The 21,987-nt window shown below is 49.1% G+C and carries 18 protein-coding genes; 13 read left to right on the top strand and 5 right to left on the bottom strand.

Translation table 11 applies throughout. The annotated features are described in order from the left end of the window. Positions 1–80: 80 nt before the first annotated feature. The 5 genes from J7439_RS04130 to J7439_RS04110 all read right to left on the bottom strand — a co-directional run bounded on the left by J7439_RS04130 (position 81) and on the right by J7439_RS04110 (position 5,958). Entirely contained in the window at positions 81–2,759 is a 2,679-nt protein-coding gene (locus tag J7439_RS04130) for an SEL1-like repeat protein (RefSeq protein ID WP_209200560.1), read from the bottom strand. A 200-nt stretch (positions 2,760–2,959) separates the two neighbouring features. Next, entirely contained in the window at positions 2,960–4,267 is a 1,308-nt protein-coding gene (locus J7439_RS04125) for a hypothetical protein (RefSeq protein ID WP_209200559.1), read from the bottom strand. A gap of 2 nt (positions 4,268–4,269) precedes the next feature. Then, positions 4,270–5,328: an RNA-guided endonuclease InsQ/TnpB family protein gene (locus J7439_RS04120; protein WP_286198188.1), complete on the bottom strand. Its 1,059-nt coding sequence runs from the start codon at positions 5,326–5,328 to the stop codon at positions 4,270–4,272. Between the two features lie 89 nt (positions 5,329–5,417). Further along, complete coding sequence (locus J7439_RS26890; protein ID WP_209200557.1) at positions 5,418–5,675, bottom strand: sugar-binding domain-containing protein; 258 nt, start codon at positions 5,673–5,675, stop codon at positions 5,418–5,420. Next, positions 5,599–5,958 (bottom strand): hypothetical protein, encoded by a 360-nt coding sequence (locus tag J7439_RS04110; protein ID WP_209200601.1) that lies wholly within the window; start codon positions 5,956–5,958, stop codon positions 5,599–5,601. Before J7439_RS04110 ends, J7439_RS26890 begins: the two co-directional genes overlap by 77 nt. A 369-nt stretch (positions 5,959–6,327) precedes the next feature. Here J7439_RS04110 and J7439_RS04105 point away from each other — a divergent pair, with 369 nt between their 5' ends. From J7439_RS04105 to J7439_RS04045, 13 genes are all read left to right on the top strand, one after another. Further along, positions 6,328–7,005, top strand: coding sequence for an START domain-containing protein (locus J7439_RS04105; protein WP_209200556.1), 678 nt, complete (start codon positions 6,328–6,330; stop codon positions 7,003–7,005). 270 nt (positions 7,006–7,275) lie between these two features. Then, positions 7,276–7,920: a hypothetical protein gene (locus tag J7439_RS04100; protein ID WP_209200555.1), complete on the top strand. Its 645-nt coding sequence runs from the start codon at positions 7,276–7,278 to the stop codon at positions 7,918–7,920. Positions 7,921–8,116: 196 nt separating this feature from the next. Then, entirely contained in the window at positions 8,117–9,124 is a 1,008-nt protein-coding gene (locus J7439_RS04095; protein WP_209200554.1) for a CobW family GTP-binding protein, read from the top strand. Between the two features lie 322 nt (positions 9,125–9,446). Next, entirely contained in the window at positions 9,447–10,376 is a 930-nt protein-coding gene (locus J7439_RS04090; protein ID WP_209200553.1) for a hypothetical protein, read from the top strand. A 484-nt stretch (positions 10,377–10,860) separates the two neighbouring features. Continuing rightward, positions 10,861–11,511, top strand: coding sequence for a thiopurine S-methyltransferase (locus J7439_RS04085; RefSeq protein ID WP_209200552.1), 651 nt, complete (start codon positions 10,861–10,863; stop codon positions 11,509–11,511). Positions 11,512–11,711: 200 nt separating this feature from the next. Continuing rightward, positions 11,712–12,650, top strand: coding sequence for a hypothetical protein (locus J7439_RS04080; protein WP_209200551.1), 939 nt, complete (start codon positions 11,712–11,714; stop codon positions 12,648–12,650). Positions 12,651–12,842: 192 nt separating this feature from the next. Then, positions 12,843–13,226: a MerR family transcriptional regulator gene (locus J7439_RS04075; RefSeq protein ID WP_209200550.1), complete on the top strand. Its 384-nt coding sequence runs from the start codon at positions 12,843–12,845 to the stop codon at positions 13,224–13,226. Between the two features lie 52 nt (positions 13,227–13,278). Continuing rightward, positions 13,279–14,448, top strand: a complete 1,170-nt coding sequence (locus tag J7439_RS04070; RefSeq protein ID WP_209200549.1) for an isovaleryl-CoA dehydrogenase — start codon at positions 13,279–13,281, stop codon at positions 14,446–14,448. A gap of 18 nt (positions 14,449–14,466) precedes the next feature. After that, complete coding sequence (locus tag J7439_RS04065) at positions 14,467–16,074, top strand: carboxyl transferase domain-containing protein (protein ID WP_209200548.1); 1,608 nt, start codon at positions 14,467–14,469, stop codon at positions 16,072–16,074. A 13-nt stretch (positions 16,075–16,087) separates the two neighbouring features. Continuing rightward, complete coding sequence (locus J7439_RS04060; RefSeq protein WP_209200547.1) at positions 16,088–16,936, top strand: enoyl-CoA hydratase-related protein; 849 nt, start codon at positions 16,088–16,090, stop codon at positions 16,934–16,936. Beyond that, positions 16,929–18,905: an acetyl/propionyl/methylcrotonyl-CoA carboxylase subunit alpha gene (locus J7439_RS04055; RefSeq protein WP_209200546.1), complete on the top strand. Its 1,977-nt coding sequence runs from the start codon at positions 16,929–16,931 to the stop codon at positions 18,903–18,905. Before J7439_RS04060 ends, J7439_RS04055 begins: the two co-directional genes overlap by 8 nt. A gap of 27 nt (positions 18,906–18,932) precedes the next feature. Beyond that, entirely contained in the window at positions 18,933–19,871 is a 939-nt protein-coding gene (locus J7439_RS04050; protein WP_209200545.1) for a hydroxymethylglutaryl-CoA lyase, read from the top strand. A gap of 56 nt (positions 19,872–19,927) precedes the next feature. Next, positions 19,928–21,871: an acetoacetate--CoA ligase gene (locus tag J7439_RS04045; RefSeq protein WP_209200544.1), complete on the top strand. Its 1,944-nt coding sequence runs from the start codon at positions 19,928–19,930 to the stop codon at positions 21,869–21,871. Positions 21,872–21,987: the final 116 nt, after the last annotated feature.

Below are 21,987 nucleotides of genomic sequence, written 5' to 3'. Positions count from 1 at the left end.
GGACAGGATAAATAACCGATCGTTCTGTGGATGAAGAAAAATTCCCCACAAAGTTTTTACCATTGATATGACGCGGAGCCTCAGGGTGTTCGGTAGAGACGTTTTAATGAGAACCAGCCCCGGTTGAGGGAGGCAATATTTTCACTTCCGGGATACAACAGCCTGAACGTGCTGAAAACATGCCCGAGGCTTCTGGCCTGACAGACAATACCGAACAGCCATTCGGTGATCTCAATGGGGGTCAGGCTCGGGGTGACCCGTTCCGCAATGTTCAATACATCCACCTCAAAGTTTTCCGGATCCGGTAGCTGCTGGTATTGAATACCTGTTTTTCGGATGATGCTCTGCAACAGCAGATCACGAGCCTGGTTCAGATGCGCAGTGCACGAGTTAAAAGCATTTTTTTGCCCATGCCCAACATCCTCAAACAATGGCTGCTCTGCTGCATTAATATGTTCCCATGCCAGGTGTTCCATCAAGACTTCGCTGCCCTGCTTTGTGCGGATTTTATTCAGCTTTGGGCTGAGCCAGGCGATCTGTTCTTCATGGGTGTGAATCAATTGTTTTTTCCGGTTGAAAAACTGCTGTAACAGGCTGTGTACCGAACGATCCCATTGACTTGTCAGTCGCTTCCTGACAAAACCAGGCAGGTCTGCCCTGCGCTCTTTATTGGCAACAGGATCAGCGTCTTTCAGGAGCGGTTGTTGGGTCCAGTCCTGTTGAACCGCTGGTTGCCTCGCTGGGGCACCGGGGCTGTCCGGAGTTTGACCGGCTGCTGGTGCAGCAATGTTGCAGTCGGCATTGCTGGTATCGTTATCCACGCCCTTATCCTGAAACAGCGCACTTTCATTTGGTGGCTGAAGGTGTCCAGGCTGGCTCTGCGGTTGACTGCAGACAGGTTCACGGCGCTGGTGGTCGGCCGGGGCATTTGTCCGTTGACGTGTTCCTTGACGGGTATCTTTATCTCCGTTGATGTATTGCTGAATCTCCTCTGGTGTCAGGCGGCGCAGGTAGCGCGTATCTTTTGCCTTGATTCGGACATATTCAATTTTTGACCGCAAATAATCCTGAAATGACGGGCTGAGATAACCGCTGTCCTCTGTTGCCGCATCCTCGTCGGAGGAATCCACCAGCGTTTGCAGTTGCTGATGCATCTGCTCATAACATCGACAGGCATTGCTGTAATCGCCGATTTCTGCAAACAGGTCACCGGCCCGGAGGTTTAATGGAATAAATTTTCCCCGGCTGGCGGCTTGTTCATACAATGCTGCCGCCTTCTCCGGTGATGGATGGTTAATTAATTGCTGCTCATGGAGCCAGCCCATGAGAAAACAGGCGTAACCATGGAGATTATCCGGTAAGGGCGGTTCGCTGCCCACGGCCTGTTTCAGCAATTGAAAAGCCTCCATCATTTTCTCGCGATGCCGGGGCATATTGTAAATGCGGGTTTTGTCATCAGGTTTGGGGTAGGTCATAACGTTGAAAATATGAGCGAATGCCGTCACCAGGTCCTCAGGTTCCGGAAACGGTTTTGGAAGCGGTGTCTGGCCCTTAACCCAGGTAGCAGACGAAGCAGCCTGGCCCTCTTTTTCGTTTCTGACAAAAACTGCCTGAGTGGTTTGAGTGGTCATTGACACGTCCTTAAACCATGCGACATCCGCTCTCTGGGTAACGATACTGGCTGCTTTACTGGCCGGGGTGGAGGTTGGCTGGTTGGCAAATGAATCGTCTGACGCACCCAGATTTATTGCTGTTAACTGATGAGTCATGCGAGCGTAGTCATAAGAAATAGCAATATGTAATGCCCTGTACAGCACTGCGTGTTCATCGCCTGGTTCAGGAAGATAACCGGGTTTGTCACTTAGGTGCCAAAGCAGAAATTCATATCTGGAAAACAGCAAAACCGGGGAATCACAGGCTGAGTAAGGGTAAAAATTATTGATTATTGTGAATTGTCGGGCTATGTCAGCCAGCCGTTGCGCCATGGCAAAGGGAGATGCCAAAGGTTCAGTGTTGGGATACAGGCCACTGTCGATGAGTAGTTTGAACCATTGATCCGACAGCCGTTCCTGCTGGCCAGAACGAAATTGTTTTATTTTCTCTACATCACTGGCCCGGCTGATTGCGCTGTTGTTTAAAGCGTACTGTATCAACCAGGATCTTAACTGGTTCCGGGTTTGCCCGGCATCCAGTATGCTGGCAGCCAGCCACTGCTCATAAGCCTTCTTGCGTTTGCTGCTGGCCTTTTCCAGCAGTAATAATGAGGTATCAGCCGGTGCCTTTTTCAGGTGCTGCTCATGCATCTTCAGCAACCTTTCCGACTCAATCAGGTGGCATGCGCCCAGTGCCAGCAGTACCCTGGGATTAAGGCTGGCGGGCGCATCCGTCGGACCGGCTTTAACAATCCTGCGCTCGTTTTCAATCAGGGTACCTCCCACCTTTTGCTTCGGATATTGTTGGTGCACTTTCCAGCAGGTACAGGCGTATGGTGGTGTTATATCCTCTATCGGACAGCATTCACCCCAGAACCACCGGTTAAACCTTCTTATTCCGGGTTTATCATCAAGCGCTGGCGAGAAGTTGCTGTTAACAGCAACGTCCAGCAGTGTTTTGGCCTGTTCATTAAACGACCAGTGTTGGTTTGCTATGCACATTGACCGGACGACATCATGATCAACACTGACTTTCCTGCCCGCAAAAAAATGCGCTTCGGCAGCCGCGCTTACCGTATCGCTCCGGGCGATAAGTATCCTGTCCATGAGTTGGTTATAACTCAGTCTCTGCACAGTTCGGTCCCGTACAAAACAGCCTGGAGTATAAAAAGCTGCTCATCTGAAAATAAGAAAGCTATCTGGATTAACAATCATGTAGACAGGATAAAGAAAGGATCGTTCGATGAATAAAGAAAAACGCCTCCGCAAGGGAGGCGTGTTGCTATGTTATGGGGTCATTGGCAAGCTTATGGCAACGGTAGTACTGGAATCCCCTGGATCAATGTATAGACTTCAGCGAACCGGGCTGTATCGGTGATACGCTCAACCTTGAGCTTATAGCCCGGCATGACCAGACCGTCCTCTACAGGTTCGCCGTTGGTACCAATAACCGAGAGTTCAAACCGGCCACTTGGTGTGTCCAATGACTCTTTTAAATCACTAACATCAGTACTAATACTGCGAAGGGTGATTTTTTTCCTGGCATAGTTAATGTCCACCTGATTACTGTTACTGGCAATCATTCCACCATGGACTGTTATTTCGTCGAAAAATGCCAGCTCGACGGTGTGCCCCATACTGGGATGGGTAATCTTCTTACTGGATTCGGAAATAGTAATCCGGACATATTTTGCCTCCACGGGCTTTTTGTCCTTGTGTACCTTGAATGATTGGCTTAGTTTGTTCCAATCCTTTTCCTTTACATGATCTTGATGATCAACGGCCAGAATGTTGGTACCAATCTCAAAATTTATTTTTCCAGGATACCCAATACCCATTAAGCCTTGGCTCAACTCTACCTCATCAACATAAAAGCTATGTTGCAAATCAATTTCGGCAAAGGTGTTGCCATCCATGGTAAAACCAACCCAGGGAGTCCGCTTCTTGCCATCCACCAGATTAAGGGTGTCTTCCCATGCCGACATATTGTCAGGATAAAACCCTTTCACGGCATTGTCGCTCACAGGTCGGCCATAAGAGAGACTTTCTGCCTGTTCCTGCTTATAGACACGGGAATCGCCAGATTCTGCGGTAACTTTGATTTCATCGGATGGCTCAATAACCAGGTTGTCATCGTCGCCCTTGCCGACAATCTCCATGGTCGCACCGGGCGGTAACAGAACCAGCTCTTTCAAAGCACCAAGCGTCAGATCCACAGGCATCTGGGTCAGTACACCGGCGTCCTCACCGCTGGACATGACACTGATAAACGAGGATGTCAGCTCATTTGATTCATTCTCTACCCGATTAATTTCAAATGTGTCAAAAACCAAAGTACCATTATCGTTCCCTTCCACCCTGATTGTGTGTGTACCAACAGTCAGCTCAGGCAGATTTTTCCATTCAAAAACCACACGCCTGGTATTATCTTCCTTATTCAGGGTACTGATCTCCTGACCGTTGATGGACAGGGTCAGGGCATCCAGATTGGAGTAAGCCTTAATGTTGGACAGGCTGGTTTCCTTCTGTTTTTTAGAGGCAATGTATACCGCTGCCTGAGTGGTTTTCCGGTAGGCATCGCCATCAAGGCTCTTGGTATGTTGACATCCTCCCACAGCTAAAGCAGTGGGATTCCTCCAGCGAGACGCTCATGCCCGAGCGCAAGAATGTTTCTGGCAGCGTTAACGTCACGCTGATGTTCAGCTCCGCACTCTGAACAGACCCATTCTCTTATTCCAAGACTAGCCCTACCTTTCGGACTGCTGTCGGGAATTACCCCACAACACGAACAAGTCTGGGTGGAGTAGGCTTCGTTGACGATTTCAAAAACCACGCCTGCGTGATCGCACTTATAAGACAGCATGGTTTTCAGTAATCCCCATCCGGCATCCAAAACCGATTTGGCTTTTTTGGTTTTCACCATAGCCTGACTGGATACATTGCCAACGAAGATGGCTGCATTCTCATTTACCAGTTTGCGGCTGTATTTGTGTAAGGCGTCTTGCCGCCTGTTTTTGATTTTGGCGTGAATCGCTTTGGCTCTTTGCTTGTTATTGGCTCTTTGGGCGATACCTAATTTTTGCTCCAGCATTCGGTATTCACGGCCTGTAACACCATTACCGTTGGAATCGGTGGCCGACTCTTTGCAGCCAAGGTCTATACCGACGGACTGTGCTCCTCCCGATGTTACAGGCTCTACATCAACAACAACATTGAAATACCAACGGCCTCTTGAGTCTTCGCTAAAACTGGCAGAACGGAATTTGTAGTCACCAAGACCAAAAGAGTCCCGCACTGAAAAATAGTGGCCGTTGTGGAAGACCTGACCGTTTTTCCATTGGGCAGCACTCGTATTCACCGGAATCCAGCCAAGAGATCGTCGCACACCACGGGATTTTCGCCAGTTAAGCCTTGCTTTTTTGAACTGTTTCCTGCGAGTCACATATTCGGCAGCAATGCACTGCAAAGTATGGCTATGCAATCCGAGTTCTTTCCCTGCGCCTTTGGTGTAAGGGTGTATGTCATAGGCAGACAAAAACATACCCCGTTCTTTGATCGAACGGAAGCTCAGTTCGTTGATATAGTTCCAGACGAAGTTGACCGAACGTGCCATTTTACTGAGTAATTTGGCGTGTTTGTCTTTTACCCGAACTTTTAGTGTTTTCGTTTTTGCCATATTTTTTTGTCCTGAAAAACTGCAAAAAGTTCCTGTTTTTACTGTAATTTGGCATTCCGGTGATTTTGCCAGTTCTAGCGAACTGGTCGCTATCCTTCCCAGCACTGAAAGTACTGGGTTTGACGCGATTTATGATCAACCTGTACGGTTAATTGGTTATTACCGGCCTGCAAATAGTCAGTGACGTCAAAACGGAAGATGGAGAAGCCACCGTTATGTTCACCCACTTCCTGACCGTTGACATAGACTGTGGAGATCAGTGCAGCCCCTTCAAATTCGAGGTAGTAACGCTGGTCCGGGACCAGTTGGTCTATGAACAGATTTTTGCGAGTAGGAGGATTGCCCATAAAAATAACTACCCCCGCCCTGGCCATTATCAATATCCCAGACATGAGGAATGTTGACCTGCTCCCAGCTACTGTCATCATAACCGCTGATGACAGACTCCGGGGAAATGTAGTCCATCCGGAATTGCCAGTCATTATTGATCAGGTCACTCTCCCTGGGTTGGGAGGTAAACCCGGGCTCGGGATTGATTACTGGAGGGGAAGTATCGTCGTTATCGTCGTTGTTACACCCGGCTATCAGGGCCAGCGACAGAGCCGGGATCAACAAATGATGCTTCTTCACTCAATTATTCCTTTATTGTTTCCGGAATGAGACGTTGAAGGCGCATCATGGGGCATTTGGCCTGACATCATACTGACTTATGTCAAGCATGGTGTCAGACCAATTCAAAAGATAACACACAAGTTCAGAGAGTGATCAATAACTTGCCGTATCGACTAAGTAGTTGATCTTGAATATCAGGTGCTGGTCAACTCAATTGAAGCCCGAATGACGGTGTGTGACTTTTTATCTCACGGCTTTTTATAATGTAGCCTGAAGGGGCGGTATTTTTTGTCCGTGTCAGAGTGGATTAACTTTGCAACAATGGTGCTGCCTGTCGTGAACAGATTGCACTTTCTCCACCAATAATAATGTTATGGAGCAACAGTAATGAAGTATTTGATTACCTGTGGTATCTCGGTTTTGTTAGCCTGGACTACTCTGGCTCTGGCCGAAGAGAAAAGCGAGCACTTCGAATGGCAACTGGTAAAAGACGACAGTGATTCAGGCATTAAAGTTTTTACCCGAAACGTTGCCGGTTCAGAGCTGCGGGAGTTTCGTGGTGAAATGACCATTTCATCCACGCTGACAGCGCCGGTAGCGTTAATCGAAGATGTTGCCGTCGCAACAGAGTGGATGCATAACTGCGGTGGCATCGATGCTATCGAATACCACCAGGACCGGGGTGAAGCCATTACTTATATGATCACCAAAGCCCCCTGGCCAGTATCGGATCGTGACACCGTTGTACACTCCCGTACCCGTCAGGATGCAACCAGCAAAGTTGTTCGTGTTGACCTGACGGCCAAAAATGATCAAATGCCTGCAAATAACGATTATGTACGTATTACCAGAATGAATGGCTTCTGGTTGTTTACGCCAGCAGCAGACGGCCAGATTGATGTTGTTTATCAGGTGCATGCAGAGCCGGGCGGCGCTCTCCCTGCCTGGTTATCCAACAGTATTGTGGTTGATACACCGTATCACACACTGAAAAACATGCAGATAATTATTCAGGCCCGGCGTTACCAGAAAGCGCAACGTAACTATATTCAAAACGACGTATAACGTCCTTTGCCGCTGTGACAGCAACAGCGCATAAGTCATTGCCATGTCACAGACGGTTTATCTGGCTGGTAAACAAGGAGCTCACCCGTCGTGATTAATGGCTTTAAGCAGTTGGCGAAATGGCATCGTAAATTTCATTTGGTTACCGAGGGAACTATTGGCGGATTAAACAGACTAAACGACAGCATAAGCTCTTTGTCTGTGCAGAGTGATTAAGTTATTCAGCTCATCTGAACAACAACATCTACGTCTCAACAAAAAGGTCTTTTTATGCTTGATCCAACAGGAAATAATGACACTGTTTATACCACACCATTGACCGGTCCTACCTCTTACAATACCGCTCCTCCCTCTTACAATGCTGTCATGGCAGAAATGGCACAGGAAAGTGCGACATTTAATCAGTCATTAACAACCGTTAACCAGAAAGTTGATGCTCTTGTTTTAACGGCAGCTGCGGAGAACAACTGTCAGGCACACCAGATTGTCAGGCCACTGATTGATCATCTTATAGAACGTTTTCAACTGACTGTAACGCAACTTCAGCAGGTCAGTACCGCTGCACGAAACCCCAATGAACCCGATAATTGGAACTGGGACCAATGGCAAAAGAAACATTATGTACCCTCCTGGTCGGGGAAAGACTGCTTCAGCCCAAAATCAAAGGAGAAAGTAAATAGGGTTATACTTGCACTTCACGATCAAATAAGCTCCGATGGTTCATTTAAAACCTGTCAAAATCTACCTTATGTAAAGGAACAATTTGGTCTTGGCGCAGCTCAGGAGAGCAAGGATTTTCTGGATCTTTCACAGCTATTTAGCCAAACTTTAAAACCACTGACACCATTTATTCGCCAATGCATTGCGGCAGGTTTGTTCACAAAAAACTTTATTAATAAATTGTATGCGATGTGAAGGCCCTGGTCTCAGGTCTGGAATAACCTCAATACCTCCTTCTCCGGTCGTCAATATACTGCCCGGAGAAATCAGGAAACACTGACTGCCGCTATGGCCATGATGAATTAGCCCTGCTCCCTTCCTGACCACACCTTATTTTTAGAATCTCGAGCAGGCTGCTACACTTGCCTGAAATTGCAAGGCTGTTAATACAATGCAGAAAAAAATTCCTGCCAATTTGATCACCGGCTTCCTGGGCTCCGGTAAAACCACCGCCATTTTGCATTTACTCAGGCAGAAACCGGAAAACGAAACCTGGGCTGTGCTGGTCAATGAGTTTGGCGAAGTCGGTATTGATGGTGCCCTGTTACAAGGCTCTTCGGCACGTAATGATGTATTCGTGCGAGAAGTGCCCGGGGGCTGTATGTGCTGCGTGGCCGGACTACCCATGCAGATTGGCCTTAATATGCTGATCGCCCGCAGCAAACCGGACCGGCTGCTGATTGAGCCCACCGGGCTGGGCCATCCCCAGGAAATTATTAACACACTGCAAGGAGAGTATTACCGTGAGGTTCTGAGCCCGGAAGCGAGTATCTGCCTTGTGGATCCGCGCAACCTTGAAGATACCCGATACCTTGAGAATGACAATTTTCGGGATCAGATTCATCTGGCCGATGTTCTGGTAGCCAACAAAACTGACTTATCCTGCGAAACTGACCGCAGACGTTTTGAGCAGTTTGCAGACCAGCTGCCGGAGCCAAAACCAGAAACGGCCTGGGTAAAGCAAGGTGCATTATCCGTAGAGTTGCTGGATCTTCCTCACCGTGATCGTGTGGCGGTTAACCCCAAAGCACACCATGCACATCAGAAAAGCCCTGATCAGCTGCAGACCACCGAAGCCATGGGCCTCAAGCTACCTGAAGGCCAGCTTTTCCTCCGTAAGGAGAACACAGGCCAGCATCATTTCAGCTGTGGCTGGCTGTTTTCTGAAAGCGCTTCGTTTTCATTTGACCGGCTGTTCTCACTGATTCATGCGCAAACTGCCCAGCGATTAAAAGCAGTGGCAAAAACAGACCAGGGGGTGAAAGGTTTTAATATGCAGGATGGCATTGTCAGTGTGATAGAGATTGAAGAAACGTCAGATAGCCGCCTGGAAATCATCAGCAGCGCACCTATGGACTGGGATGACTTTGAAACCAGGCTACAGGAAACCATTATCTGAAAACTTCATTCATGCATCGGGACTCCAACCAGGAAAAAGGAATATCCCGATAAAGCTGTTTACCGCCGACCACTTCTGCAAGAAAAGCTTTTCCCTCTCCTGCCTGCCAGAAAATGACTCTTTATCTTATGTCCAACATTTATTAGACCCAGAGTGTGAACTTTCCTACCCAACATCTTGTCCAATCAAGTAAGATCAAGTTTCATCAACATTTAATGATTTAATCACCCTGTTATTTAATCTCTTGTAATATGTTACTAGACAAAATTAAATCAACAACATATTTATTTCAGAATGATAATAAATTTTCAGGATAGCTGTAATGAATTTTGATAAAATCAACCTCCCTCCTGATTCGTGTAATCGTTTCAGAGCACATTCTCAAGACACTGAAAGCGGGCAAGTCGATTTTGGCCCTTTTCGTGTAGATATATCCCCAACCCGGGCTGTCACTCATTTCTCTCAAGTAGATGGAGCTTCAACTGAAGCTGATAAGAATGATTACACCTCCAGATTTGAAAACGTTGGTACTGTTTCATCTAATGAGGCTGCCAGCCCCCCGAAGGTTACCCCTGCATTGATTGCAAACACTGGCAAAGTTTTTGAACAAAACGAAAAATTCCCTGTTGAGTTTATTAATGAAATTATCGAACTATTAGAAAACAACCATACTTTTGCAGAATTATCCGAATTGAAAAAAGATAAAAATGCACTGATGTTATTACTGAAGCCCCAAGAGGCAAAGGACGAGGACAATATAAGCTGCAATGAATACGTGGATTTAAAAAATATTGATATTAAGGGTATCCCGTTACCAAATATTATGAAAGAGCATAATATGAAGGAGCATAAACTGAAGCCAGGCACTACGCCAGAGGTAGAAACAGTTTACTCATATTGTGATAGTGACTGGTATATTCATGACTATGATGATACGCGGATTGCCTTTGGAATTCTGAAAAGCGGTGACCCATTCCAGTTCAAATATTTTTTCAATGTCAGTAGTCAGAGTTTCGATTTAGATAGCCCTGACCTCATTATTGCACCTGACTGGAACATTCTGATTGATAATTTAGCAGATGACGATCTGAAAATATTTGTAACAAATATGAGTAAATCCAATTCCGCCTTGTTACACGATTGGCTTAAAATCCACCCATCAGTCAGCCTTACTGATACACGTGAAAAATTAAAAATTGTTTTAAATCCCGATTTATTGGATAAGTTTTGTCAACAGGTGATCAATAATTGAGTCACCTGCTCAAAACGGGCTGTTTCACACCCTAAGTAGTTGGCCAAATGGAATCGTATATTTCTGGCTAAGTGGACAGTTACTATGCAAGGCGCAACGTAGGAAGCATAGCCGTAGCTATGTGACCGGAGTTGCAACGCCGCAGAGTGACTGTCCACTTAGTCAGAAAAATATGATTTCATTTGGTTAACTACTTATTCACAGGCCAGGTATTAATGGGGGGGCGGCCGGTATCGGACAGCACAACCCTGCCCCTGGATGTCAGTTTCTTTGCCAGGGAATTTCCCATCGTGGATCTTCCTGCTCAATGCGTCCCTTCAATCACAACCAGTGGCATTCTGCTACCTTGTATGCACCACTTCAGAGAGTAAAGCTGATCATGAACTACACTCAGCTATTTATCTTCCTACTGGCAGCCGGTATGGTTAGTAATTGCAAAGCATCCAATTCAGTGTCCGACCATGATAACGGGATATCAATAGCAATGGACGAGATTAACTGGCAGTCTCATTGGCAGAACAATAACATTGGCTTCCATCTTGATCAGGCCAACCCTATGCTGGTTAAACACTGGCCCAAAATACGCGCAGTACCAAAGGATATGGTGTTCGTTCCGCTGTGTGGCAAAAGCCTTGATATGGTTGAGCTCCATAAGCAGGGACACTTTGTTATTGGCTCCGAATTGAGCGAGATTGCCGTGGATGCTTTTTTTTCCGAGCAAAACCTCAATTACACAAGGCAGACCGCCGGTGAACATGAGTACTGGTCCAGCGAACGGTTAGCCCTGATTCAGGGGGATTTTTTCACCCTGACAGAAGAGAGTATTCCGGCCAGATTTGTTTATGACCGGGCAGCACTGGTTGCACTCCCTCCCGGCAAGCAGGAAGCCTACATAGAACAACTTCTGCGCATCGCAACGGATATTGAGCAAATTCTGTTGATCACGGTTGAATATGATGATACTGCCGCAGCAGCGCCACCATTCAGTATCCCACCCAATCGGGTAAAAGCACTCTACGGTGACCACTTCGAGATCGATCTGATTGAGACACGGGACACCAAACCCTCACCACGAAAACAGGCCCAGGGTTTGCAAGTAATTACAGAGCATGTTTTCAAACTTGACCGGAAGTAGTTTCTAACCACTTTTTACCGGGACCAGCAGTGTCAATTCCTTCTCCTGCCTGATATCACCAGGCAGGCTATCTATGTCGTCTAAACTCTACTTTTTTATCTGCCATCCACACTTCTTTTGTGATTGATTGGGCTGTATCAGGGAGGAACTTTTTAAAGAAGGGACAGTCTCAAGCGGTAATTCAGTATTTCTATAATTCAATGAACACATCTAACGCAGGCTCAAATTTCGGTTTTGTTTATCCGTGTTTTCGGGATTTGTCAGGAACACCTTTAGCAAACCCTTATGCTATCAGCACACATCGAGGTATGGCTGGCAATTATGTACAGATAGTTCATTCACCCCATGCCAGATACATAAATAATTACGTAACCAATCAGGGCATGCCGACTTCTACCAGACGCTCCCTTAATGATTTTTCCATTTCTTATTTACTATCCACTGAAAACAAACCACCGTTTCCCGGATTCTATGTACAGGCAGACCTTGTTGCCATTGTCCCTTGTGATGTAACCAGGAAAGCCGCTGATAATTTTACAAAAAAGGATTTAACCCCAAGAAGCTCTCAACAAATAGCTCAGCAATTACCCTCGAAAAATGCATCAGTCAGTTTTTCTCAGTCATCATGGAGTCCAGCGGCTGTAGTCGATCCATGGAATACAGCAACACAACAACAAGCGTGCAAAGAAACTGGCTGGTTGAAAGTAACTGAACCATACGATTCTGGTGAACCTCTGCTTGTTTCGCGCAAAGGTGTATGTACTTTTGAAAGACGCAGGCCAAACCAGGCAAAAAGTAAAGCCAAATATGCCACATCCGAAAAACGCAGGGAGGCCCATGCCAGAAGTGCAGCCAAACACGCCAAAACCGATAAAGGCAAGGCTAGCAGGGCCAAATACGCCAAATCCCAAAAAGGCAGAGCCAATAATAACAGATGTGTAGCCAAATACGTCCAAACCGCTAAAGGCAAGGCAATAAAAGCCATATGTAATGCAAGATCAAACGCCTATAGAGCAGCCTTAAAAAAAGGCTTTAGTGAAAAAGTAGCGAGGGAAAAAGGAGAGCTGGCAGCGAATGCAAAAAAAGCAGAATTATCCATCACTTCCCTCTCTTCCTACGCCTTCACCCCCCCTGACTGAAGGAATATTAATATCCCTGATGAAGCTCTCCTCACCCTGACTGGTAAGCAATCGACGCTAAAAAACAGTTACCAGACCAGAAAAGTCCGTGGGTCCAGCAGACAAGTTTACGTTTACGTAAGGGGAAGCTATACTCAAGTCGTGATTAGAAAGAAGCGTCTTTAACACGCTGCCAATAATGAGCACAGAACCATGTCCGAGAGCACGTTCACTATTTCAGAACTCGCCAGGGAGTTTGACCTCACTCCCAGGGCGATACGCTTTTATGAGGATCAGGGGCTACTCAGCCCAAAGCGTAATGGTCTGCAGCGCGTATATAGCAAGAAGGACCGCGTTCATCTTAAGCTTATTGTCCGGGGCAAGCGTCTTGGTTTAAGCCTGGCTGAATCCAGAGATTTGATTGCGCTGTATGACCCGACGTCCCGAAATAAAAAGCAACTCCGGGCAATGCTTGATGCCATTGATACGTCCAGTATGCGTCTTGAGCAACAGCTTCAGGATATTCACATAATGCAGGATGAACTTACCAAAGCCAGAAAGCGCTGTGTTAAAGCCCTGAAGGAAAGCGAACAGTAAACCGTTAGATAAAACGCCCACAGCAATAACAATAAAAAGTGAGGAAGCCCCAATGAGCCAATACTCAGAGCTGAATTTCAACCTTGGAGAAACCAACGACATGCTCAGGGAGCAGGTCAGGCAGTTTGCGGCAAAAGAGATTGCGCCAAGGGCCACGGAGATCGACCAGACCAACCAGTTCCCCATGGATCTCTGGCAGAAAATGGGGGATATGGGTTTGCTGGGTATCACCGTATCTGAACCGTATGGCGGCTCAGCCATGGGGTATCTTGCCCATGTTATCGCCATGGAAGAGATCAGCAGGGCTTCTGCTGCCGTTGGGCTCAGCTATGGTGCCCACTCCAACCTCTGTGTCAACCAGATTTTCCGGATGGGTAGCGATGCGCAAAAAGAACAATATCTGCCTGACTTGATCAGTGGCCAGGCCGTTGGAGCGCTGGCCATGAGTGAACCGGAAGCCGGTTCCGATGTGGTCAGTATGAAGCTTAAGGCCGAAAAGAAAGGTGACCGCTTTATCCTGAACGGTAACAAAATGTGGATCACTAATGGTCCTGATGCCTCCACCTACGTGATCTATGCCAAGACAGAACCGGAAAAGAGATCCCGTGGCATCACCGCCTTTATTGTCGAAAGGGACTTCCCGGGATTCTCCAGGGCCCAGAAACTGGACAAACTGGGCATGCGGGGTTCAAACACCTGCGAACTGGTCTTTGAGGACTGTGAAGTGCCCGCACAGAACATTCTGGGCAACCTCAATGGCGGTGTTGAAGTGCTGATGAGCGGACTGGACTACGAGCGGGTGGTTCTGTCAGGAGGCCCCACCGGCATCATGCAGGCCTGCCTGGATGTGGTTCTGCCTTACATTCATGACCGTAAACAGTTTGGCCAGTCCATCGGTGAATTTCAGCTGATTCAGGGCAAGGTTGCCGATATGTACACACAGATGAATGCCTGCAAAGCATACCTCTATGCTGTCGCTGCCGCCTGTGACCGTGGCGAAACAACCCGCAAGGATGCGGCTGGCGTTATTCTCTACTGTGCCGAAAGAGCCACCGCACTGGCACTGGAGGCCATCCAGATACTCGGTGGCAATGGCTATATCAATGACTACCCCACCGGACGCCTTTTGAGGGATGCAAAACTGTATGAGATCGGTGCCGGCACATCAGAAATCCGTCGTATGCTGATCGGCCGGGAGCTGTTTCAGGAAACGGGACATTAAAACGGAGGGGGGATTGTCATGGTGGCACTTACCACAACAATAGCTATTGACAGCGCAGAATTTAATGACAACCGTCGTCAAATGCAGGCACTGGTTGATGAACTGCAGCAGAAGTCTGATCACCTGAAACAGGGAGGTTCTGCAAAAGCCCGGGAAAAACACATCAGCAAAGGCAAACTGCTGCCAAGGGATAGAATCGCCCTGTTGCTGGACCCTGGCTCCCCTTTTATGGAAGTAGGACTTTTTGCGGCCGACAAGGTCTACAACGAAGCAGTACCCTGTGCCGGCGTGGTGGCCGGTATTGGCCAGGTTTCAGGCCGTGAGTGCATGATTGTCGCTAACGATGCCACCGTCAAAGGCGGCAGCTACTTTCCACTCACCGTTAAAAAGCATTTAAGAGCCCAGGCCATCGCCGAGCAGAATCACCTGCCCTGTATCTATCTGGTGGATTCCGGTGGTGCCAACCTGCCCAGACAGGATGAAGTGTTCCCTGACCGGGAACACTTTGGCCGGATTTTCTTTAATCAGGCCAATATGTCGGCCAGGGGGATTCCACAGATTGCCGCGGTGATGGGCTCCTGCACCGCCGGCGGCGCTTATGTTCCTGCCATGGCAGATGAAAGCATTATTGTCCGCGGTCAGGGCACCATTTTCCTTGCTGGCCCTCCCCTGGTGAAAGCTGCCACCGGCGAAGAGATTAGCGCTGAAGCGCTGGGTGGTGCAGACGTTCATTGTCGTCAATCCGGCGTGGCCGACCATTACGCCAATGATGATGCCCATGCCATCCGCCTGATCCGACAATCGGTATCCCGCCTGAACCTGGTAAAAAAAAGTTATTACGACCTCCAGCCGAGTATCGAACCACTGTATGACATCAAAGAGCTCTACGGGGTTGTCCCTTCGGACCTGAGACAACCCTATGACGTCAGGGAAGTCATCGCCCGTATTGTTGATGGCTCCGATTTTGATGAGTTCAAGGCGCTGTTCGGGGAAACGCTGGTGTGTGGCTTTGCCCGAATCCATGGGCATCCGGTGGGGATTGTTGCCAACAACGGCATACTCTTTTCCGAATCCGCCCAGAAAGGTGCGCACTTTATCGAACTGTGCTGTCAGCGCAAAATGCCACTGGTGTTTCTCCAGAATACCACCGGTTATATGGTGGGATCTCAGGCGGAGTCCGGGGGTATTGCCCGCCATGGCGCGAAAATGGTCAACGCTGTTGCCTGTGCCAGAGTCCCAAAGTTTACGGTGATTATCGGTGGCAGTTTTGGTGCGGGAAATTATGGCATGTGTGGCAGAGCCTACGACCCCCGATTTCTCTGGAGCTGGCCCAATGCCCGTATTTCGGTGATGGGCGCAGAACAGGCCGCCAATGTCCTGGTCCAGGTCAAACGTGATGCCATGGAGAAACAGGGGCAGGCATTAAGTGAAGAGGAAGCCCGGGCCATTCGTCAGCCCATTCTTGAGAACTACAATCACCAGGGCAATCCATACTACGCCAGTGCACGACTCTGGGATGACGGGGTGATTGATCCGGCGGATACCCGTACCGTCCTTGGGCTGGGCCTTTCTGCGGCAATGAATGCCCCTATTGAAGAGACCCGCTTTGGCATATTCAGGATGTAAGGTGCGCATCACAATGAACTATAAGAACCTGACCCTCGATATAAGTGACCGTCAGATCGTTACGCTCTGTCTCAACCGGCCTGAAACCGGCAACGCCCTGAATAAAGAGCTGATTGCCGAAATGCACCAGGCTCTTGATCAGATTGAGCAGACGCCCACCCGCCTTCTGATACTCAAAGCCAATGGTAAACATTTCTGTACCGGTGCTGACCTCAACTGGATGAAACAGTCGAAAGCACTGAGCAAAGAAGAAAATCATCAGGATGCCCGGCAACTGGCCAGCCTGATTCAACGGCTGGACCAGTTCCCTGCCCCTACTATAGCGGCGGTCCAGGGTGCAGCATTTGGTGGTGCCCTGGGGCTGATCACCGCCTGCGATATCGCCATCGCCAGTAAATCCGCAAAGTTCTGCCTGAGCGAAGTCAAACTTGGGCTTATTCCTGCGGTCATCAGTCCTTACGTTGTTCGAGCCATGGGAGCACGCCAGGCACGACGCTATTTTATCAGTGCAGAAACCATCTCAGCCAAACAGGCTCTGCGCCTGAACCTGATTCATGAACGGTGTAAAGAGCAGGATTTATCGTCGACAGTCAAAGCACTTTGTGACCAAATCATTCAAAACGCCCCCGTTGCCATGGCTGAAGCGAAAAGATTAATTGATGACATCAGTCATCAGCTGATTGATGAAGACCTCATTAATCTGACCTGTGAACGAATTGCCAGTCTTCGTATTTCACCGGAAGGTCAGGAGGGATTGAGTGCTTTTCTGGAAAAGCGGGCTCCGGGCTGGGGAGAGCCTTCAGCCAATAAAAAGCCATCAGCCAATAAAAAGCCATCAGCAGAGGAGCAACACCATGATTAAACGCCTGCTGATTGCCAACCGTGGGGAAATCGCCTGCCGAATTATAAAAACAGCCCATGCCATGGGTATGGAAACCATTGCCCTCTATTCCGATGCCGACCATCGGGCACTCCATACGACCATGGCCACTAAAGCAGTCTATGCTGGCCCCAGCCCTGCTCTTGAGAGTTACCTGGATATTGAGAAAATATTATCTATAGCAGAGCAGGAAAAGGCGGATGCCATTCACCCCGGTTATGGTTTCCTGTCGGAAAATGCCGACTTTGCCCTGGCCTGCCAGCAAAAAGGCATTATCTTCGTAGGCCCTCCAGCTTCGGCTATCGATGCCATGGGCTCGAAAAGTGAAGCCAAGAAAATCATGGCAGAGGCCGGAGTCCCTCTGGTTCCCGGTTACCACGGCGAGCACCAGAGTAACCAGCAGCTGATGGCTGAAGCCGAACTCATTGGTTACCCCCTGCTGATCAAGGCTGCTTTTGGCGGTGGTGGTAAAGGGATGCGTGTTGTTGAACATTCAGAGCACCTGGAGCAGCAGCTGGAATCAGCAAGGCGTGAAGCAGAAAAAGCCTTTGGCAATGACCAATTGCTCCTTGAACGTTTTGTCACAAAAGCGCGGCATGTTGAAGTTCAGATCTTCTTTGACCAACAGGGAAATGGTGTTTTTCTGTTTGACCGGGACTGCTCTTTGCAGCGCCGACATCAAAAAGTGATTGAAGAAGCGCCTGCCCCCGGCCTGACTCCCGAACTGCGCGAAGCCATGGGCAATGCCGCCGTCGCCGCCGGAAAAGCCATCGGCTATCAAGGGGCGGGTACCGTGGAGTTTCTGCTTGATGGTGATCAATTCTACTTTATGGAGATGAATACCCGCCTCCAGGTGGAGCATCCGGTAACGGAAATGGTCACCGATCTGGATCTGGTTGAGTGGCAGTTAACCGTGGCATCCGGCAAGCCTCTGCCATTGGATCAGGCGTCATTACACTGCCATGGCCATGCCATTGAAGCCCGGTTGTATGCAGAAAACCCAAGTCTGGATTTTCTACCCACCTCCGGACGCATTTTGACCCTGGAATGGCCAGAGACCCATGGCAACCTGCGTATTGATACCGGCATTCAGGCCGGTGACAGCATCACCGCCTGGTATGACCCCATGATGGCAAAAATCATTGCCAGAGGCCCCAGCCGACAAGCTGCAATAGCACAGCTTCAGACGGCGCTGGCCCAGTATTATCAGGCAGGGATCTGCGATAATCGGGACTTTCTCGCCCACCTGCTGGCAACGCCGGAATTTATTGATGCCAAACTCAGTACTGACTTTATTGATCATCACCCTTTTCCCGCTTTATCCCCGGAGCAAAGAGAGCAGCTGTTAGCGGTTGCGGCTATTTATCAGTTTGAATGTGGCAACCTCGCCAGACCGGATAAGTTACTGCCAACCTTATGTGGCTCCACTTTCAGCACAGAATCCCTGGTTCAGCTTTATCTGGATGAACAGCGCTGGCTGGTCAGGATCGATAAACATTCCAACCGTTATCGACTCCGTATCGAAGATAAATCACTGACTATAACCGCCAATGTTAACCACAAAACCTGCGGCGCATCAGTGAGCCTCCGTTTTGACACGACAGACGCAGAGAAATTACAGCCAATCATTTGCCGTATAATTCCCCAGCCCGGGGAATTATTGAAAGTCATTCTTCCGGAAATCAGCTATGAAGTTGCACTCCCCGGCCACCCCATGGAACAGGAAGACCATCAGGATAATGTACCTCTTGCTCCGATGAGTGGCTCCATCACCTGCGTGATGGTCAATGAGGGCCAGTCTGTGGTGCAGGGAACCCCGCTGCTGATGATGGAAGCAATGAAGATGGAGCACTGCATCACCGCCAAAGAGTCCGGAACCATTGAGCGGATACTTTATCAGGCCGGAGACCAGGTTGGGGCAGGTTCGCCATTACTGACGTTCATCGAATAAGCAACACTAAAAACATGGAGCAAAGGGATGGCCAGTGATACAGCCAATTCACAGCAACTGCCTGACAGGGTAACGCTGGTTGAGATGGGTGCCAGAGACGGGCTGCAGAATCAGCCGGAGATACTCTCTGCCGGGATTCGCTCTGAGCTGATCAACCGTCTTGCCAGAACAGGACTGAAGCGTATTGAAGCTGGCAGCTTTGTGTCACCAAAAGCCGTTCCGCAAATGGCAGACTCCCACAAAGTTTTTGATCTTCTTCATCGACAACCGGGAATCACCTATGGTGCCCTGACCCCAAACCTCAAAGGTTTTGAGGCAGCCCTGGTCGCTGGCGCTGATGAAGTGGCGGTATTTGCTTCAGCCTCAGAAGGGTTCAGCCAAAAAAATATCAACTGTTCCATTGCCCAAAGCCTGCAGCGTTTTGAACCGGTTATGGCAGCGGCAAAAAAATACGGTTTAAACGTCAGAGGCTATGTTTCCTGTGTGATGGGATGCCCCTATGATGGCGATATCCGCCCTTCTGCCGTTGCCGGAGTGGCCGAACAACTCTGGCAGATGGGCTGCTATGAAATATCCCTGGGTGACACCACTGGCGTTGGCACGCCCCTCAACGCCAAAAAAGTTCTGGAGCACACTTCCCGACATATTCCCGTCTCAGCCCTGGCGGCACACTTTCACAATACCTATGGACAGGCACTGGCCAATGTTTTAGCACTGCTCGAAGAAGGGCTTTCGGTGATTGACAGTTCGGTTGCCGGCCTGGGAGGTTGTCCTTATGCCCCCGGGGCATCGGGCAATCTGGCGACGGAAGATGTGGTCTATATGCTGCACGGCATGGGCATAAAAACCGGGATAAATATGGAGGAACTGCTCAAAGCGGCTACATTCATTTGTGACCAGCTGGGCATACCCTCAAGATCAAATGCCGGGTTGGCATTGAGCCGGTCGATTCAGCCTTCCGGGTGAATTACCACTCGCGAATCCAGAAAAGAACCCAGAAAAGAATCCAAAAGAGAAAGCCAATGACAGCACTGTGGATACCGGATCAAAACACAATAACATCATCCAATCTTCAGGCGTTTATCAACCGCGTAAAAGAAGTCACAGGTTTGCCACTGGAGGATTATTCTGATCTATACCGATGGAGCATTGAAGACCGCCCGGCCTTCTGGCAACAGCTGGCGGAATTCTACCGCGTACAATTTCATACCCAACCCACCGCTCCCTTAATAAACGACAGTATGCCAGGCGCTCAATGGTTTCCTGACTCAACACTGAACTATGCAGAACACCTTCTGCAACGAAGAGATAATAAAACAGCCCTGGTATTCAAAGGTGAGAATGGCCGTCGCCGAAACCTGAGCTACCGGGAGCTCTATCAGTCAGTAGCCGCAGCCCAACAGGGGTTGATTGAAGCCGGTGTCAAAAAAGGGGATCGTATTGCGGCCTTTATGCCCAACTGCCCGGAAACCATTATTCTGATGCTGGCCACCACAGCGCTCGGGGCAATCTGGTCATCCTGTTCGCCAGATTTTGGTATTCAGGGCGTGCTGGACCGTTTCGGACAGATTGAGCCCCGGCTCCTGCTCACGGTTGACGGTTACTTTTATGGCGGTAAAACCATCGACTGTATGGCAAAAACAGCACAGATTCAGCAATACATCCCATCGCTGGAAACCACCGTCGTTGTGCCTTTTGCCAATCCGGAGCCGGATATCGGGCAACTCAACAATGCGGTGCTCTGGGCTGATTTCTGCCAGCCATCCAATGAATCGGTGAGTATCGTACCTGTCGAGTTTAATCATCCACTGTTCATTATGTACTCTTCAGGTACCACTGGTGCCCCCAAGTGCATTGTTCATGGTCATGGAGGAACGCTGCTACAGCATTTGAAAGAGCTGGGCCTTCATACCGATCTGAAAGCCCGGGATACGATTTTCTACTTTACCACCTGTGGCTGGATGATGTGGAACTGGCTGGTTTCCTCGCTAGCCCTTGGGGCCACTGTCGTTTTGTACGATGGCTCCCCCTTTTATCCCGAACCTGCAACTCTGATGGATATGGCAGAGGCGGAGAACGTTGCCATTTTTGGTACCAGTGCCAAGTACATTGCCGCCCTGCAAAAAGCCGGCGTCAAACCTGCCAGCAGTCATAACCTTCAACATCTCAAAGCCATTCTGTCGACAGGCTCTCCCTTGCTGCACGAAAGCTATGACTATGTCTTTCAGGCGGTAAAAGCGGATGTCCGGCTTTCTTCCATATCCGGTGGCACGGACATCATCTCCTGCTTTGCCCTGGGCTGCCCGATACTGCCGGTCTATCGTGGTGAACTGCAGTGTCGGGGGCTGGGTATGGATGTTCACTTTGTGGATACGGCAGGGACTCCTGTGACTGAAGAAAAGGGAGAGCTGGTCTGTCAGTCCAGCTTCCCGTCCATGCCCATTGGCTTCTGGAATGATCGTGATGGCAGCAAATACCACAACGCCTACTTCAACGAGTTTGCAGGGGTTTGGGCTCATGGCGATTACGGCGAGCTGACCCGGCACGGTGGCGTTATTATCCATGGCCGGGCCGATGCCGTATTGAATCCGGGAGGTGTCCGCATTGGTACTGCCGAGATTTATCGCCAGGTTGAAAAGGTAGAGGAAGTGCTAGAAAGCATTGCGGTAGGACAGGAATGGGAAGACGACACACGCATTGTGTTGTTTGTGCAGCTTCGTGATGGCGTGACACTCAATGATCAATTGATCCGAAAAATCATCCAGACCATTCGCAGCAACACTACGCCTCGTCACGTTCCCGCCAAGGTTCTTCAGGTAACCGACATTCCAAGAACCATCAGCGGTAAAATCGTTGAGCTGGCGGTGCGTGAAGTTATCCATAATCGGCCGGTAAAAAATACCGATGCCCTGGCCAACCCGGATGCCCTGGATCAGTTCAGACACCGTCAGGAGCTTTTTTCCTGAGCTTTTCGAAGTACTGAAGGGCTCACGCATTTCAGGCTGGCCCGTTTTATACGCTTCTCGGGAATTTTCACGGCAAAGTAACGCATCCGGGGCTATTCTACCCTGCGGGTTGTTTG

Source organism: Salinisphaera sp. G21_0 (assembly GCF_017744115.1).
Taxonomy (GTDB): Bacteria; Pseudomonadota; Gammaproteobacteria; order Pseudomonadales; family Endozoicomonadaceae; genus Endozoicomonas.
Note: the sequence above shows the minus strand (reverse complement) of the source record. Positions and strands in the feature narration are given on the sequence as shown.